Here is a 14,630-nt window from a genome sequence, read left to right as displayed (position 1 = left end):
GCGGGCTGCCCCCTCCCCGCCCCTCCCCGAAACCGGGGCTCCGCCCCAGCCCCCAATCCGGGGCTCCGCCCCGGGCCCCGAAGCCGGGGCTCTGCCCCAGGCCCTGAGCTGAGGCTCTGCCCCAGCCCCCGAGCCGGGCTTCGTCCGAGGCTCCGTGCCGGGCTTCGTCCCTGGCCCTGAGTTGGGGCTCTGCCCCTGGCCCCGTGCCGGGCTCTGTCCCGGGCCGCGTGCCGGGGCTTCGTCCGAGGTCCCGAGCCGAGCCTCGCCCCGGGTCCGTGCCGGGGATCTGTCCCAGGCTCCGCTTCGAGGCTTCGTCCGAGGTCCCGAGCCAGGGCTCTGACCCAGGCTCCGAGCGGGGCTTCGTCCCGGGTACGAGCCGGGCTTCGTCCCAGGTCCCGGGCCGGAGCTCTGCCCCAGGCCCCGAGCCGGGGCTTCGCTCCTTCTCGCGGCATCGATGGCGGATCCGCACCGAGCCCCGGGCGCCAGGGGCGGAGCCCGGGGTCCGGGGTTTGGGGCGGAGCCCCGGTTCTGGGGTCTGGGGCGGAGCCCCGGCTCGGGGCCTGGGGGCGGAGCCCCAGTTTCGGGAAGGGGCGGGGAGGGGAAAGATCCGGCGCCCACGCGGCCCCGGCGGGCTTGACTTTGACATCGATGTGAGGCTTTAGCGTCCCCGTCACAGCCATAAGACGTGACGTAAGGACGCACCTGATGACCAGCACCTCACCCCTCGCCCGCATCGTCCGCGGCACCGGCCCCGGGCTGCTGCTCGCCCACGGCGGGACCGGCTCCATCGAGGGGAACTACGGTCCGATCCTGGACGGTCTCGCCGCGCGACACCGCGTGGTCGGCCCCGACTACCCCGGCTCCGGCCGCACCCCGCGCGCGAGCGGGCCGCTGGACCTCGACACCCTGGCCGACCAGCTGGTGGGCACGGCCGTCGAGGAGGGCCTGGACACCTTCGCCATCGCCGGATACTCCCTCGGCGGGCCGGTCGCCCTGCGCGCTGCCACCCGCCACCCCGAGCGGGTCACCGCTCTGGTCCTGACCGCGACCTTCGCCCACCCCAGCGCCCGGATGCGGCTCCTGGTGGACGACTGGCTGCGCCAGCTCCGCTCGGGCGACGAGGAGGCGACCGCCCGCTGGACCGCGCTCATCGGCGCGGGCGCGCCCTATCTGGACCGGATGACGCCCGAGGAGCTCGCCACGGTGATCGAGGGCGCCCGCGCCTCGGTGCCGCCCGGCGCGATCGACCAGGTGGAACTGGTCGGCCGGATCGACGTCCGCGAGGACCTGGGCCGGATCCGGGTGCCCACCCTGGTGATCTCCACGACGCTGGACGCGATGGCCACGCCGTACCACCACCGCCAGGTGGCGGACGCGATCCCCGGGGCGCGCCTCGCCGAGCTGGAGTCCGGCCATCTGCCGTTCGCGGAGGCGCCCGATGCGTGGCTGGGCCTGATCAGGACGTTCCTGGACGCCCAGGTTCGGTCAGACGCCCAGGCATCGTCATAGGGCGCGCCACCGCGCGCCGCGCCTCACGCCGCCCCAGAGCCTCAGGCGTGCTCCCGCCAGCGATTGGTAATGGGCAGCCGGCGATCCTTGCCGAACCCCTTCGCGGAGATCTTCGTGCCCGGCGGGTACTGCCGGCGCTTGTACTCGGCGGTGTCCACCAGCCGCAGGATCCGCGTCACCAGCGCGTCGTCGTACCCCGCCGCCACGATCTCGGTACGCCCCTGGTCGCGGTCGACATACAGCTCCAGGATCCGGTCGAGGACGTCGTAGTCGGGCAGCGAGTCGGTGTCGACCTGGCCGGGGCGCAGCTCGGCGCTCGGCGGCTTGGTGATCGAGTTCTCGGGGATGGGCGGGGTCTGGCCCCGCTCTTCCGCCGCACGGTTACGCCATTTCGACAGCCGGAAGACGGAGGTCTTGTAGACGTCCTTGATCGGGCCGTACGCGCCGACCGAGTCCCCGTAGAGCGTGGAGTAGCCGCAAGCCAGCTCGGACTTGTTGCCCGGGGCGAGGACGATGTGGCCCTCCTGGTTGGAGATCGCCATCAGCATCGTGCCGCGCAGCCGCGACTGGAGGTTCTCCTCGGCCAGCCCGGTGAGCCCCAGGGAGCCCATATAGGCGTCGAACATCGGGGCGATCGGGACCGTGCGGAAGTTCAGCCCGGTGCGCCGCGCCAGCTCGGCCGCGTCGTCGATCGAGTGCTCGGAGGAGTAGCGCGAGGGCATCGCGACGCCGTACACGTTCTGCGCGCCGACCGCGTCACACGCGATGGCGGCGACGAGCGAGGAGTCGATCCCGCCGGAGAGCCCGATCAGCACACTGCGGAAACCGTTCTTCGCCACATAGGCCCGCAGCCCCACGACCAGCGCCGTGTAGATCTCCTCGTCGTCCCCGAGCCGCTCGGCCTCGCCGCCCGCGAGCTCCGGCTCATAGCGGGGCAGCGGGTCGTCCGAGAGGGTGACGTGGTCGACGCGGAGCCCGTCGTCCACGACCCCCTCGGGGACCGAGCCCGGGTCGGCGGCGGGCAGCTCGAGGTCGAGCAGCACACAGCCCTCGGCGAATTGCGGCGCCCGCGCGATGACTTCGCCGTCCCGGTCGACCACGATCGAGTCGCCGTCGAAGACCAGCTCGTCCTGGCCGCCGATCATGGCCAGGTACGCGGTGGTGCAGCCCGCCTCCTGGGCCCGCTTGCGCACCAGGTCCAGCCGGGTGTCGTCCTTCTCCCGCTCGTACGGCGAGGCGTTGATCGACAGCAGCAGCCCGGCCCCCGCCGAGCAGCTGGCCGGCACCCGGCCGCCGTCCTGCCACAGGTCCTCGCAGATGGCGAGCGCCACGTCGATGCCGTGGACGCGGACCATGGGCAGGGTGTCGCCGGGCACGAAGTAGCGGAACTCGTCGAAGACGCCGTAATTCGGCAGATGGTGCTTGGCGAAGGTCAGGACGACCGCGCCCCGGTGCAGCACCGCGCCCGCGTTCTGCGGCGACCCGGCCGGCTGGCCGTAGCGCCGGGCGCGCTCGCTGCGGTCGAGGTAGCCGACGACCACCGGCACCTCGCCCAGCCCCTCGGCGTCCAGCCGCTCGGCGAGCGAGCGCAGCGCGGCGCGCGACGCCTCGACGAAGGACGAGCGCAGCGCCAGGTCCTCGACGGGGTAGCCGGTCAGCACCATCTCGGGGAACGCCACCAGATGGGCGCCCTGCTCGGCGGAGTGCCGGGTCCAGTGGAGTATCGATTCGGTGTTGCCGTCGAGGTCGCCGACGGTCGAGTCGATCTGGTTCAGAGCGAGGCGAAGTTGAGGCACGGGCCCAGTGTAATCGTCTGTCTGACGCGATAGCCGGGGGTGTCTCCCTTCTCACGCCGGTCACGCCTGGCTTCTCTCACACCGGTCACGCCGGGCTTCACTTCTGGTAGCCGAGGATGGTCATCATCCCGGACTCCGAGTGGTAGACGTTGTGGCAGTGGACCATCCACAGCCCCGGGTTGTCGGCGTCGAGGTCCATGCTCACCTTGTGGTGCGGCAGCAGGACCGTGGTGTCCTTACGGGGGCCGCCGTCCGGCAGCGCGAAGGTGTGGCCGTGCAGATGGACCGGATGCCACATGTCGGTGCCGTTGATGAACGTGATCCGCACCCGCTCACCCTCCCGGACCGGATAGCGCTGCGAGGGGTCGTACGGCCGGCCGTTGATCGCCCAGTCCCAGCGCCGCATCGAGCCGGTGAGCCGCATCCGGATGATGCGGTCGGGCTCCTTGGGCGTCAGCCGGACGTCCTCGGCCGCCTTCAGCCGGTCCGCGGTGAGCAGCTCGCCGTCCAGCTCCTTGGGGCGCGGGAACCTCACCGGGCTCTTGCCGCGGGTGCGCAGCACCGCCATCGCGGACCGCCCCTTGCCCTCGGCGATCACGGCGAGCGGGAAGACTCCGTCCTTGACGGTGACCAGCACGTCGTAGCGCTCGCCCATGCCCAGCAGCAGCGCGTCCGTCTTGGCCGGTACGACGGGGTAGCCGTCGGTGTGGGTGACGGTCATCCGGTGGCCGCCGAGGGCGACGCGGAAGGCGGTGTCGCCGCCCGCGTTGATGATGCGGATGCGCACCCGGTCGCCGCGCTTGGCGCGGAAGACCTGCGGGGACTCGGGGCTGCGGCCGTTGACCAGGTAGTAGGGGTAGGTGACATCGCCCGCGTGGCCGCCCAGCAGCCGGCTCTCCATGGGCGCGGCCTTCTTCCGCGCGGTGGTCCGGGGCCGGTCGCGCTTGGCTGTCGCTTTGGCCGTGGCCGTCGCTTTGGCCGTGGGCGTGGCTTTGGCTGTGACCGTGGCGCCGCGCTTGCCGTCGCCGTCCGTCGGGCCGTCGCCCATCGAGCCGTCGTCCATCGCATGGCCGACCGCGCCGCCCTTGCCCGCGTTGAGCCGCTCGAACTCCTGGTCCGGGGTGCGGCCGCCCACCCCGTCGAGCCAGTCGTCCAGGACGACGACCCACTCCTTGTCGTACGCCAGCGGTTCCTTCGGATCCTCCACGATCAGCGGTGCGTACAGCCCCCGGTCCAGCTGGACGCCCGAGTGCGGATGGATCCAGTACGTGCCCGGGTAGAACGCGGTGAGGCGGTAGTCGAAGGCGGCGCCGGTCTTGATCGCCCGCTGGGTCACCCCGGGGACGCCGTCCATGTCGTTGCGCAGCCGGATGCCGTGCCAGTGCAGCGTGGTGGGCTGCGGCAGGTTGTTGGCGAGCGTGAGCGCGATCGTGTCGCCCGCCGTCACCCGGATCTCCCGGCCCGGCACCTGGTCCTCGTACGCCCAGGACGTCACCTTGCGGGCGCCGATGTCCAGGGTGGTCGCGGTGGCGGTGAGCCGGAAGGTGCGCACCGGGCCGGGGCCCCGCCGCCGCTCGGCCGCGGCGACCTCCGGGCCATGGGGGGAGACGTACTGCGCCGGAGTGTCGTCCGCGGGCGCGCCGGGCCTGGCGGGGGCGCCCATCGCGTTGCCGTCCACGCCGTGGGGGCCTCCGGCGCGGGGGCGGGGGCCGGAGGAGCCGCAGGCGGCGAGCAGACCGCTGCCCGCGGCGGCGATGCCCGTGCCGAGCACGGCACGGCGAGTCTTTTCGTGCATGAGTCAGTACCCCAATGCTGATGTGTGCCGGATGCGTGCGGGTCGGCGCGTCCACCGCCCCGCCGGGAGGGCGGGCGGCCGACGCGCCGCTCTATGCGCCGCATCAGCGATCGGCTCTGGGGTGAGGGGCTTCGCCGCATCGCGCCCTCCATCTGACCGTTCTGATCTTCAGATCATCATCCGACCGTTTGATCATCTTGATATTCGGCACCCTACCCCCAAGGGGTATGGAGCCCCGGCAGGCGCCACGGAGGGGGCAGAACGGTCGGGTCCGGGACCGGCCGGGTGAAAGTACGATGCACCCATCGTGGTGAGGTGAAGGGAGGCCGGGGCGACCGGACGAAACCTCTGTGAAATCCCGCCGCGTGATACTGGGGAGGCGAAAGGTGCCCCGCGCCCGCACAAAGAGCCGTTTGACCTGCAAGGATTGGGGACCATGGATAAGCAGCAGGAGTTCGTGCTCCGTACACTCGAAGAGCGCGACATCCGGTTTGTGCGGCTCTGGTTCACCGATGTGCTCGGCTTCCTGAAGTCCGTGGCCGTCGCGCCGGCCGAGCTCGAGGGCGCCTTCGACGAGGGCATCGGATTCGATGGTTCCGCGATCGAGGGCTTCGCCCGGGTCTACGAGTCCGACATGATCGCCAAGCCGGACCCCGGTACGTTCCAGATCCTGCCCTGGCGTGCCGAGGCCCCCGGGACCGCGCGGATGTTCTGCGACATCCTGATGCCGGACGGCTCACCGTCCTTCGCCGACCCCCGCTTCGTCCTCAAGCGCATCCTCGCCAAGACCTCCGACCTCGGGTTCACCTTCTACACCCACCCCGAGATCGAGTTCTTCCTGCTCAACCAGAAGCCGGTGGACGGCAGCCGCCCGGTGCCCGCCGACTCCTCGGGCTACTTCGACCACACCCCGCAGAACATCGGCATGGACTTCCGCCGCCAGGCGATCACCATGCTCGAGTCGATGGGCATCTCGGTCGAGTTCTCCCACCACGAGGGCGCCCCCGGCCAGCAGGAGATCGATCTGCGCTACGCCGACGCGCTCTCCACCGCCGACAACATCATGACGTTCCGCCTGGTCATGAAGCAGGTCGCACTGGAGCAGGGGGTCCAGGCCACCTTCATGCCCAAGCCGTTCTCGGAGTTCCCCGGCTCGGGCATGCACACCCACCTCTCCCTCTTCGAGGGCGACCGCAACGCCTTCTACGAGTCCGGCGCCGAGTTCCAGCTCTCCAAGGTGGGCCGCTCCTTCATCGCGGGCCTGCTGCGCCACGCCGGGGAGATCTCCGCCGTCACCAACCAGTGGGTCAACTCCTACAAGCGCATCTGGGGCGGCTCCAAGCGCACCGCCGGCGCGGGCGGAGAGGCCCCCTCCTACATCTGCTGGGGCCACAACAACCGCTCCGCCCTCGTCCGCGTCCCCCTCTACAAGCCCGGCAAGACCGGCTCCACCCGCGTCGAGGTCCGCTCCCTGGACTCCGGCGCCAACCCCTACCTGGCCTACGCGGCCCTCCTCGCCGCCGGCCTCAAGGGCATCGAGGGCGGCTACGAACTCCCGGCCGGCGCCGACGACGACGTCTGGGCCCTCTCCGACGCCGAACGCCGCTCCCTCGGCATCGAGCCCCTCCCGCAGAACCTGGGCGAGGCGATCGACCTGATGGAGCGCAGCGAACTGGTCGCCGAGACGCTCGGGGAGCATGTCTTCGACTTCTTCCTGCGCAACAAGAAGCAGGAGTGGGAGGAGTACCGCTCCGAGGTCACCCCGTTCGAGCTCCGGAAGAACCTCCCGGTGCTGTAGCCGCAGGTCAGAGTGGCAGTCCCGCCGCAGCGGCCACCTGGGCCGACGGTTGCGTACCGTCGGCCCGGAGCCGTCTCACCGGACCTGGGCCGTCCGTGGGCGGTCAGACGCTGAACGAGTGGCTGTGACCAGCACCGGCGCAACGGCCTCAGACGACGTCGAATTCGTTGCCCTCGGGGTCCTGCATGGCGGTGGCGTAGAGCCCCATGTCCGGCTCATCCTTGATCCGCAGCACGGTGGCACCAGCTTTGACCAGCCGTTCCACCGTAGCCTTGACCCGCTGTGTGCGGACGTCCAGTGGGACGTCACGGCTCCCACCGACCTTCAGGTCGAAGTGCCACCGGTTCTTGGCGACCTTCCGCTCCGGAACCTCCTGGAACCACACCCTCGGTCCACGTCCCGCGGGATCGATGATCGACTCTGGAATATCCCCGGCACCGGCCGGCAACTCTGCCTCGGGCACCCCCGCTGCCGCCCAGTAACCACGCCACGTAGCGTGCCCGCCCGGCGGAGGCTCAGGCACGTAGCCCAGGGCCTCGGCCCAGAAAGTCACCATTCTCTGCGGATCGGAGCAGTCGATCGTCAGCTGCACTGTCATCTCCATGCTCGGAGCATCCCAGGCAGGTCTGACAGGCGATCCTCTTTCGTTGACATTCGCAGATGCGCGCCGGCAATGGCCATATCTCCAACCTGGGGTATGGGATGCAGGTGATCCCGGGCCGCCTGTCGCTGGCCGTTGTGCCGGTCGCGTTCGCGGCTCGGTTCCTCGTCGTGAACCTGCTCTCCCGCCGTGCCATAACCGTCGCTTCTGGCTGTGAGAAGCATGAGCTCTTGGACTTACGGCGAGGCTGCCGAAACCCTTGAGCTCATGGACCTCGTGGACATCAGAAGAGCGATCGCGGCCGAACGCCGGGAGCTGGCGGGGGTGTTGGACGGGCTGGCGGAGGAGCAGTGGGGGGCGCCCAGTCTGTGTGCGGGGTGGCGGGTGCGGGAGGTGGCGGCGCATATGTCGATGGGGTTTCGGTATCCGCTGCCGGCGGTGGTGTGGGAGCTGGTCAAGGCACGCGGCGGCCTTCACCGGATGACCGATCGGCTCGCCCGTAAGGACGCGGTTGCCGCCTCGACCGGGGAACTCGCCGCGTACCTCCGGGACCACGCCGAGCACCCTTGGAAGCCGCCGGTGGGCGGGGTCGAGGCGGCGCTGGGCCACGATGTGATCCACGGTCTGGACATCACCGTCGCGCTCGGGCTCGACCGCCGGGTGCCCGAGGACCGGCTGCGCGTTCTGCTGGGGACGGTCAATCCCAGGGGGCTGAAGTTCTTCGGGCCGACCTCGAAGGGGTCCGGCTGCGCGCCGACGATCTGGACTGGTCGTACGGCAGCGGGGCCGAGCTGACCGGGGCCGCTCAGGACCTGCTTCTGGTCGCCTACGGCCGCCGGCTGCCGCCGGGGCATCTTCGCGGCGAGCCGCGGGACCGTTTCGTCAGCGCCTGACGCCGCCCGGACCTGCCGCTTCGCCCGTGGGGTCGCTTAGGCTCGTCAGCGGCGCCTTTGATCACGGGTGTGCGCGTGGTCGAGTGGCGCGGAGTCGACCAGGGACGGGAGGCGGCGGGATGGCCGTACCGCAGGGACGCAGGAGCAGCAATATCACCCGGCTGCTGCGGCACGGTTTCACCGACGCCTCGGCCGCGCAGCGGCTGCTGGACGCGCCCGAGCTGGCCGCGGTGCGGAGCGATTCGGTGCTGCTGGAGGCGCTCGGCGCGACCGCCGACCCCGATCTGGCGCTGCTCGGGCTCGTACGGCTCGTCGAGGCGCTGCCCGAGGAGGACGCGGAGGAGAAGGAGGACGGCGGGCAGCGGGCCGGTTCGCGGCAGGCGCTGCTGGACACCCTCGTCACCGCGAAACCGCTGCGCGACCGGCTGCTCGGGGTGCTCGGCGCGTCCGAGGCGCTGGGCGACCACCTCGCCCGCCACCCGGGCGACTGGCACGCCCTGGTGACCTACGAGTCGGCCGATCTGCACCCCACCACCCCCGAGTTCGAGCGGGCCCTGGCCGAGGGGGTCTGGGGCGCGCCCGGGGCGGGGATGCCCCGGCCCGACGCGCTGCGCGTCGCCTACCGACGGGCGCTGCTGGCCATCGCCGCCCGCGATGTGTGCGGTACCACCGACATCACCCAGACGGCCGCCGAGCTCGCCGACCTCGCGACCGCCACGGTGCGGGCCGCGCTGGAGATCGCGGCCGAGGAGCAGCCGCAGGACGCCGCCGCCTGCCGGCTGGCCGTGATCGGCATGGGCAAATGCGGCGGTCGCGAGCTCAATTACGTCTCCGACGTGGACGTGATCTTCGTGGCGGAGGCCGTCGAGGGCGTCGAGGAGGGCGAGGCGGTACGGGCCGCCACCCGGCTCGCCTCCCGGCTGATGCGCGTCTGCTCCGACGTCACCGTCGAGGGCACCATCTGGCCCGTCGACGCCAACCTCCGCCCCGAGGGGCGCAACGGCCCGCTGGTGCGCACTCTCTCCAGCCATCTGGCGTACTACCAGCGCTGGGCCAAGACCTGGGAGTTCCAGGCGCTGCTGAAGGCACGTCCGGTGGCGGGCGACGCCGCGCTCGGCCAGGCGTACGTGGACGCCCTCGCGCCCATGGTCTGGCAGGCCGTCGAGCGCGAGAACTTCATCCCCGACGTGCAGCAGATGCGCCGCCGCGTGGTCGAGAACATCCCCGTGTCCGAGGTCGACCGCGAGCTCAAGCTGGGCCCCGGCGGTCTGCGCGACGTCGAGTTCGCCGTCCAGCTGCTCCAGTTGGTGCACGGGCGGTCCGACGAGTCGCTGCGCAGCGGTACGACGCTGGACGCGCTCGCTGCCCTCGCCGCCGGCGGCTATGTGGGCCGCACCGACGCCGCCGCGCTGGACGACGCGTACCGCTTTCTGCGCACCATGGAGCACCGGCTCCAGCTCTACCGGCTGCGCCGCACCCATCTGATGCCCGAGGCCGAGGCCGACCAGCGCCGCCTCGGCCGGTCGCTGGGGTTCCGCACCGAGCCGGTGACCGAGCTGGGCACCGCCTGGCGGCGGCACGCCCGCGAAGTGCGGCGGCTGCACGAGAAGCTCTTCTACCGGCCGCTGCTGGACGCCGTCGCCCAGCTCCAGCCCGGTGAGATCCGGCTCAGCTCCCAGGCGGCCGGCCAGCGGCTCACCGCCCTGGGGTACGCGGACCCGGCCGGTGCGCTGCGCCACCTGGAGGCCCTGGCGTCCGGGGTGACCCGCAAGGCGGCGATCCAGCGCACCTTGCTGCCCGTGCTGCTGGGCTGGTTCGCCGACTCCGCCGACCCGGACGCCGGGCTGCTGGGCTTCCGCAAGGTCTCGGACGCGCTGGGCAAGACGCCCTGGTACCTGCGGCTGCTGCGCGACGAGGGCGCCGCCGCCGAGAACCTGGCCCGGGTGCTCTCCGCCGGGCGGCTCGCCCCCGATCTGCTGCTGCGCGCCCCCGAGGCGGTCGCCCTGCTCGGCGACCCGGAGGGGCTGCGCCCGCGCGGCCGGGCCCATCTGGAGCAGGAGGTGCTGGCCGCGGTCGGCCGCGCGGACGGCGCCGAGCAGGCGGTCGCGGCGGCGCGCGGGGTGCGGCGGCGCGAGATGTTCCGTACGGCGGCCGCGGACATCATCGAGAGCGCCCGGCTGGCCAACGGCGAGGTGCGCCCGACCGTGAGCTGGCCGCCGTCGGGCGATCGGACGCCGGGCCGGGCCACCGGGCCCGCCGCCACCGGGCCCGCCGCCACCGGGCCGGCCGCCCCCGTACCGGCCAAGGCGCCCGAGGTCCCCAGCGCCCTGCGGGCCTCCGAACCCCATGTGCCGGCCCGGCCCGCCGCCCCCGCCGCCGAACCGCCCGTGGACGACGCGATGCTGATCGACATGGTCGGCGACGCCCTCTCCGATCTGAACGCCGCGACCCTCGCCGGGGCCCTGCGCGCCGCCGTCCGCGACACCTGGGGCGATGAACTGCCCACCCGCTTCGCCGTCATCGGCGTTGGCCGCTTCGGCGGCCATGAGCTCAGCTACGGCTCGGACGCCGATGTGCTCTTCGTCCACGAGCCGCGCGAGGGCGCCGACGATCAGGAGGCCGCCCGCGCCGCCTTCACCGTGGCCAACGAGATGCGGCGGCTGCTCCAGCTCCCCACCGTGGACCCGCCCCTGCTCATCGACGCCGATCTGCGCCCCGAGGGCAAGTCCGGGCCGCTGGTGCGCACCCTGGCCTCGTACGCCGCCTACTACCGCCGCTGGTCGCTGGTCTGGGAGAGCCAGGCGCTGCTGCGCGCCGAGCCGGTGGCGGGCGACCCCGGGCTCGGCGAGCGGTTCATCGAGCTGATCGATCCGCTGCGGTATCCGGCCGAGGGGCTGGGCGAGGACGCGATCCGCGAGATCCGGCGGCTCAAGGCCCGGATGGAGTCCGAGCGGCTGCCGCGCGGTGCCGACCCCACCACCCACGCCAAACTGGGCCGCGGCGGCCTCAGCGACGTCGAGTGGACCGTCCAGCTGCTCCAGATGCGCCACGGCTGGGCCGAGCCCGGGCTGCGCACCACCCGTACCCGTGAGGCCCTGGCCGCCGCCCACGCCGCCGAGCTGATCTCCACCGAGGACGCCCAGACCCTCGACGAGGCGTGGATCCTCGCCAGCCGCGTCCGCAACGCCGTCATGCTCGTCCGCGGCCGACCCGGCGACACGTTCCCGTCGGACGTCCGCGAACTGGCCGCCGTGGGCCGCTACTTGGGCTACGGCCCCGGCCACGTCGGGGAGATGCTGGAGGACTACCGCCGCACCACCCGCCGGGCGCGGGCGGTGGTGGAGCGGCTCTTCTACGACTACGAGAGCTGAACGCCCGCGCCGCGCCGGTGAGGTCGCCGCGTCGGCGGGGTCAGTCGGCCGCGGGCAGCCTGACGCGCAGCGGGCCGCAGCCGATCCGGTCGGCCTCCGCGGCCACATAGCGGGGGAGGATCGTACGGATGTCGTCGGGGTGCTCGCCGTTCTCGGCCCGGACCAGGAAGGTGACCTGGCCGGTCTGGCACTCGGCCTGGAACAGCCCCATGTCGTCGCGGACGAAGCCGCGTCCGTCCTGCTCACCGGCCTTGACCTGGTCCTTGGCGCCGTCCCGGGACAGCCCGTCGTAGAGCATCGCGAGCCGGGGGTCCTCGATCGTCATCAGCCGCAGCTGGGGGTGGCCGAAGAGCACATCGCGGTCGCAGGTGCGCACCGGGCCGTCGCCCGGAGTCACTACGGCGCCGCCCCTGCCCTCGTGCCTGAACGCGGCCGGGAGCCGCAGTCCCTTGACGCCGCACATCGCGTCGTTCTCCTCGAGCAGGGACCCCGGCGGCTCCGGCATCCGGCCGACCGGGTCGGCGATCTCGCCCGTGCACCCCTGGTCGGCCATGTAGTGGTTGACCAGTTTGACCACGGCGCGGGCGAGTTGATCGCGGGCCTCGATGTCCACCTCGTCGTCGTAGACGGTCCAGCCGGTCTCCATGTCGATCACGGTGGGGCCGCTGTTGACGTCCAGCCCGCTCGGCCGGCCGATGCAGCCGTCGGGCACCGCGAGCCAGGCCCGGGTGTCCGAGGCCATGCCCAGCAGCCCATCGCCCAGCGGGGTGAGCCGCGCGGACAGGAACTCATCGGCCCATCGGTCGCCCGCGCCGCCGAACCCGGTGTTCAGCTGGTGCGTCTCGACCGTGATCCGCCGCCCGCGCGGCGACGTCAGACGGCATTCGCCCGACGGGCCCTCGCTGCCGATCCGATCGGTGGTGATGTCCACCTCGGAGGTCTTGATGTCCCGCTTGCCGTCGAACAGCGCCGCGACGTCGTCCCGGCTGAGCGCTCCCCAGCAGGCCCGGTCGTCCGCGAACGGACCCGCCTCGGCCCGCCAGGCCACGCCCGCGCCGCCGAGCAATGCTCCTACGACGGCTCCGACCACGGCCATGATCACGCCCAGTCGGGGGCGGGAGCGGGCCACGCGCTGCCAGTGCCACCAGGGGCGGCGCCGTTCGTGCAGCGGCACGCGGGTGCCGCCGTTCTCGTCGGCTGCGTCGCTCTCGCTGCTCTCGCTGCTCTCGCTGCTCTCGCTGCTCTCGCTGCTCCCGCTGGTCTCGCTGCTCTCGTTGTTCTCGTTGTTCTCGTTGTTCTCGGAGTCGTTCATCGGCTGGAACCCCCAGGTGCGACGGGCGCGCAACCGACGCGTCGCGCCACGGCGTCGGCGAAGGCGGCGAAGTACGGAGTCGTCTCGTGCAGGGAGGGGGCGAGCATCAGCACGGTGAGCGGGCGCTGCCCCGCGCAGTCGGCCCGTACGACCTTGTAGTCGTCGGCGAAGACCCCCGTACCGCGCCAGCCGCGCGCCGGTGCCTTGCTGCCCGTGGCCCCGTCGAACAGCGCGGAGAGCCGTGGCTGGGCCACCATCAGGGCGTCGAAGTACCGGCCCGCACCGTGTTGCGTCCGTACCGAACAGGACTGGAGATCCCGGGTGACCGCGCCGACCTGGTACTCCAGGTCGCGGGCCTCCTCCTTGTCGAACTCCAGGCCCCTGATCCGGCAGGCCCGGGTGAAGAAGTCCTCGTCGTCCTCGGGCAGTGTGGGCATCGGCGAGACGGCCTCGAGTGGCTTCGCCGGGGCGCAACCCGCCTTCTCCATCGCGTGGTTGGCCGCCGCGACGAGCAACCGGGCCACGGACTGGGAGCCGCCGAGCCCCGCGTCGCCCGGCATGGTGGAGTCGCTGTAGACCGACCGCGCCATCGAGTCGAGCGTCACCGCGGTCGGCCGCCCGTCCTCGGCGTCGCATCCCTTGGGCAGTACCAGCAGCGCGTGCCGGCCGTCGGTGGCGCCCGGCAGCCCGTCGGGCAGTGGCATCGCCCGGTCGCCGAGGTAGCCGCCGATCCACTCCATGCGCTTCGCGGCGCCCTCGGGCGCGGGGCCGTAGGTGACCGTGATCTCGGTCTCCTCCACGACCTTGCCGCCGTCGCTGCTTACGCGCTCGGAGTGGAGCGCCACGGTGCACCGCCCGCGCTGCCGCCCCGGCGTCGGCACGGTCTCCTTTGACGTACGGCTGGCGTTGTCCTCGTCCAGCGCGTCGCCGCTCAGGAAGTCCGGCCCGCTGTCCTCTTTCCACGCACCCCAGCAGTAGGTGTCTGTCCCGTCGAACGGCCAGGTGTCCGTGGCCCAGGTACCGACCCCGGCCGCCACCAGCACCGCGACGGCGCCACCGACCAGAACGGCACGGCGGCGCGCGCCGCCCATCAACTGTTTCATTTATGACCTTCCCCCGTGTGGCCGACGATCCTACTCAGCGGTTCAGCGCACGAAGTGAAGGGGTCATGGCAATTCCGTAGGCGTCAGCGGCCGTCAGCCGCGGTCAGCGGCCGTCAGCGGCTGTTCGCGGCGGGCGGGTGGTCGAGCCGCACGCTGATGGTGACGCGCCCCTTGCCGTCCACCCGGGCCACCGCGTGCCCGGTCCGCTCGCTCCCGTCCAGTTCCAGCGATATCGGCCAGCCCTCACCGGTGAAGTTCCGCCACCACAGCTTGCGTTCGGGCAGGGCGACGGCGATCGTGACGCCGTCGGCGACGCGCCGATAGCCGACCGGCGTACTGAAGGTGCGCCCAGAGCGCCGTCCCGTGTACGTGACGACCGTGAGCCGCCCGCTCACCCACCGCCCCCACCGGGGAGAGGCGCGCAGCCCGACCATCCAGGCATTGAACCGGCC

General features: G+C 72.2%; 9 protein-coding genes and 1 pseudogene. 4 read left to right on the top strand and 6 right to left on the bottom strand.

Annotation, left to right across the window (positions count from 1 at the left end):
• Positions 1-705: 705 nt before the first annotated feature.
• Positions 706-1,509, top strand: coding sequence for an alpha/beta fold hydrolase (locus tag ACT2CW_RS17265; protein ID WP_445517186.1), 804 nt, complete (start codon positions 706-708; stop codon positions 1,507-1,509).
• A 41-nt stretch (positions 1,510-1,550) separates the two neighbouring features.
• Here ACT2CW_RS17265 and ACT2CW_RS17260 read toward each other — a convergent pair whose 3' ends face one another.
• Positions 1,551-3,305, bottom strand: a complete 1,755-nt coding sequence (locus tag ACT2CW_RS17260) for an NAD+ synthase (RefSeq protein WP_445517185.1) — start codon at positions 3,303-3,305, stop codon at positions 1,551-1,553.
• A 97-nt stretch (positions 3,306-3,402) separates the two neighbouring features.
• Positions 3,403-5,100 (bottom strand): multicopper oxidase family protein, encoded by a 1,698-nt coding sequence (locus ACT2CW_RS17255; protein WP_445517184.1) that lies wholly within the window; start codon positions 5,098-5,100, stop codon positions 3,403-3,405.
• A 436-nt stretch (positions 5,101-5,536) separates the two neighbouring features.
• Between ACT2CW_RS17255 and glnA the strand changes: the two genes are divergently transcribed.
• Positions 5,537-6,898 carry a type I glutamate--ammonia ligase gene (gene glnA, locus ACT2CW_RS17250; RefSeq protein ID WP_037959645.1) on the top strand — a complete coding sequence of 454 codons (1,362 nt, stop codon included), beginning with the start codon at positions 5,537-5,539 and terminating at the stop codon, positions 6,896-6,898.
• Positions 6,899-7,046: 148 nt separating this feature from the next.
• Here the strand turns inward: glnA and ACT2CW_RS17245 are convergent, their stop codons facing one another.
• On the bottom strand, positions 7,047-7,502 hold the full coding sequence (locus ACT2CW_RS17245; protein WP_445517183.1) for a VOC family protein: 456 nt from the start codon (positions 7,500-7,502) through the stop codon (positions 7,047-7,049).
• Positions 7,503-7,766: 264 nt separating this feature from the next.
• Between ACT2CW_RS17245 and ACT2CW_RS17240 the strand changes: the two are divergent.
• Positions 7,767-8,392 (top strand): annotated as a pseudogene (locus ACT2CW_RS17240) (maleylpyruvate isomerase family mycothiol-dependent enzyme).
• Between the two features lie 119 nt (positions 8,393-8,511).
• The gene (locus ACT2CW_RS17235) at positions 8,512-11,763 is read left to right on the top strand and encodes a bifunctional [glutamine synthetase] adenylyltransferase/[glutamine synthetase]-adenylyl-L-tyrosine phosphorylase (RefSeq protein ID WP_445517182.1); all 3,252 of its coding nucleotides are present in this window, start codon (positions 8,512-8,514) and stop codon (positions 11,761-11,763) included.
• Between the two features lie 40 nt (positions 11,764-11,803).
• On the opposite strand, the gene ACT2CW_RS17230 is transcribed toward ACT2CW_RS17235, so the two are convergent.
• The 3 genes from ACT2CW_RS17230 to ACT2CW_RS17220 all read right to left on the bottom strand — a co-directional run bounded on the left by ACT2CW_RS17230 (position 11,804) and on the right by ACT2CW_RS17220 (position 14,612).
• Positions 11,804-13,075 carry a hypothetical protein gene (locus ACT2CW_RS17230; RefSeq protein ID WP_445517181.1) on the bottom strand — a complete coding sequence of 424 codons (1,272 nt, stop codon included), beginning with the start codon at positions 13,073-13,075 and terminating at the stop codon, positions 11,804-11,806.
• Positions 13,072-14,178, bottom strand: a complete 1,107-nt coding sequence (locus ACT2CW_RS17225; protein ID WP_445517180.1) for a hypothetical protein — start codon at positions 14,176-14,178, stop codon at positions 13,072-13,074. The genes ACT2CW_RS17230 and ACT2CW_RS17225 overlap by 4 nt, the downstream gene beginning before the upstream one ends.
• 113 nt (positions 14,179-14,291) lie before the next feature.
• The gene (locus ACT2CW_RS17220) at positions 14,292-14,612 is read right to left on the bottom strand and encodes a hypothetical protein (RefSeq protein ID WP_445517179.1); all 321 of its coding nucleotides are present in this window, start codon (positions 14,610-14,612) and stop codon (positions 14,292-14,294) included.
• Positions 14,613-14,630 lie beyond the last annotated feature (18 nt).

Source organism: Streptomyces sp. NEAU-174, assembly GCF_052665095.1.
Note: the sequence above shows the minus strand (reverse complement) of the source record. Positions and strands in the feature narration are given on the sequence as shown.

Excerpts from the sequence above, each read along its gene's own strand:
- ACT2CW_RS17230 (WP_445517181.1), bottom strand. The coding sequence starts at position 13,075 with ATGAACGACTCCGAGAACAACGAGAACAACGAGAACAACGAGAGCAGC.
- ACT2CW_RS17265 (WP_445517186.1), top strand. The coding sequence starts at position 706 with ATGACCAGCACCTCACCCCTCGCCCGCATCGTCCGCGGCACCGGCCCC.
- ACT2CW_RS17245 (WP_445517183.1), bottom strand. The coding sequence starts at position 7,502 with ATGGAGATGACAGTGCAGCTGACGATCGACTGCTCCGATCCGCAGAGA.
- ACT2CW_RS17235 (WP_445517182.1), top strand. The coding sequence starts at position 8,512 with ATGGCCGTACCGCAGGGACGCAGGAGCAGCAATATCACCCGGCTGCTG.
- glnA (WP_037959645.1), top strand. The coding sequence starts at position 5,537 with ATGGATAAGCAGCAGGAGTTCGTGCTCCGTACACTCGAAGAGCGCGAC.
- ACT2CW_RS17220 (WP_445517179.1), bottom strand. The coding sequence starts at position 14,612 with ATGGTCGGGCTGCGCGCCTCTCCCCGGTGGGGGCGGTGGGTGAGCGGG.
- ACT2CW_RS17255 (WP_445517184.1), bottom strand. The coding sequence starts at position 5,100 with ATGCACGAAAAGACTCGCCGTGCCGTGCTCGGCACGGGCATCGCCGCC.
- ACT2CW_RS17225 (WP_445517180.1), bottom strand. The coding sequence starts at position 14,178 with ATGAAACAGTTGATGGGCGGCGCGCGCCGCCGTGCCGTTCTGGTCGGT.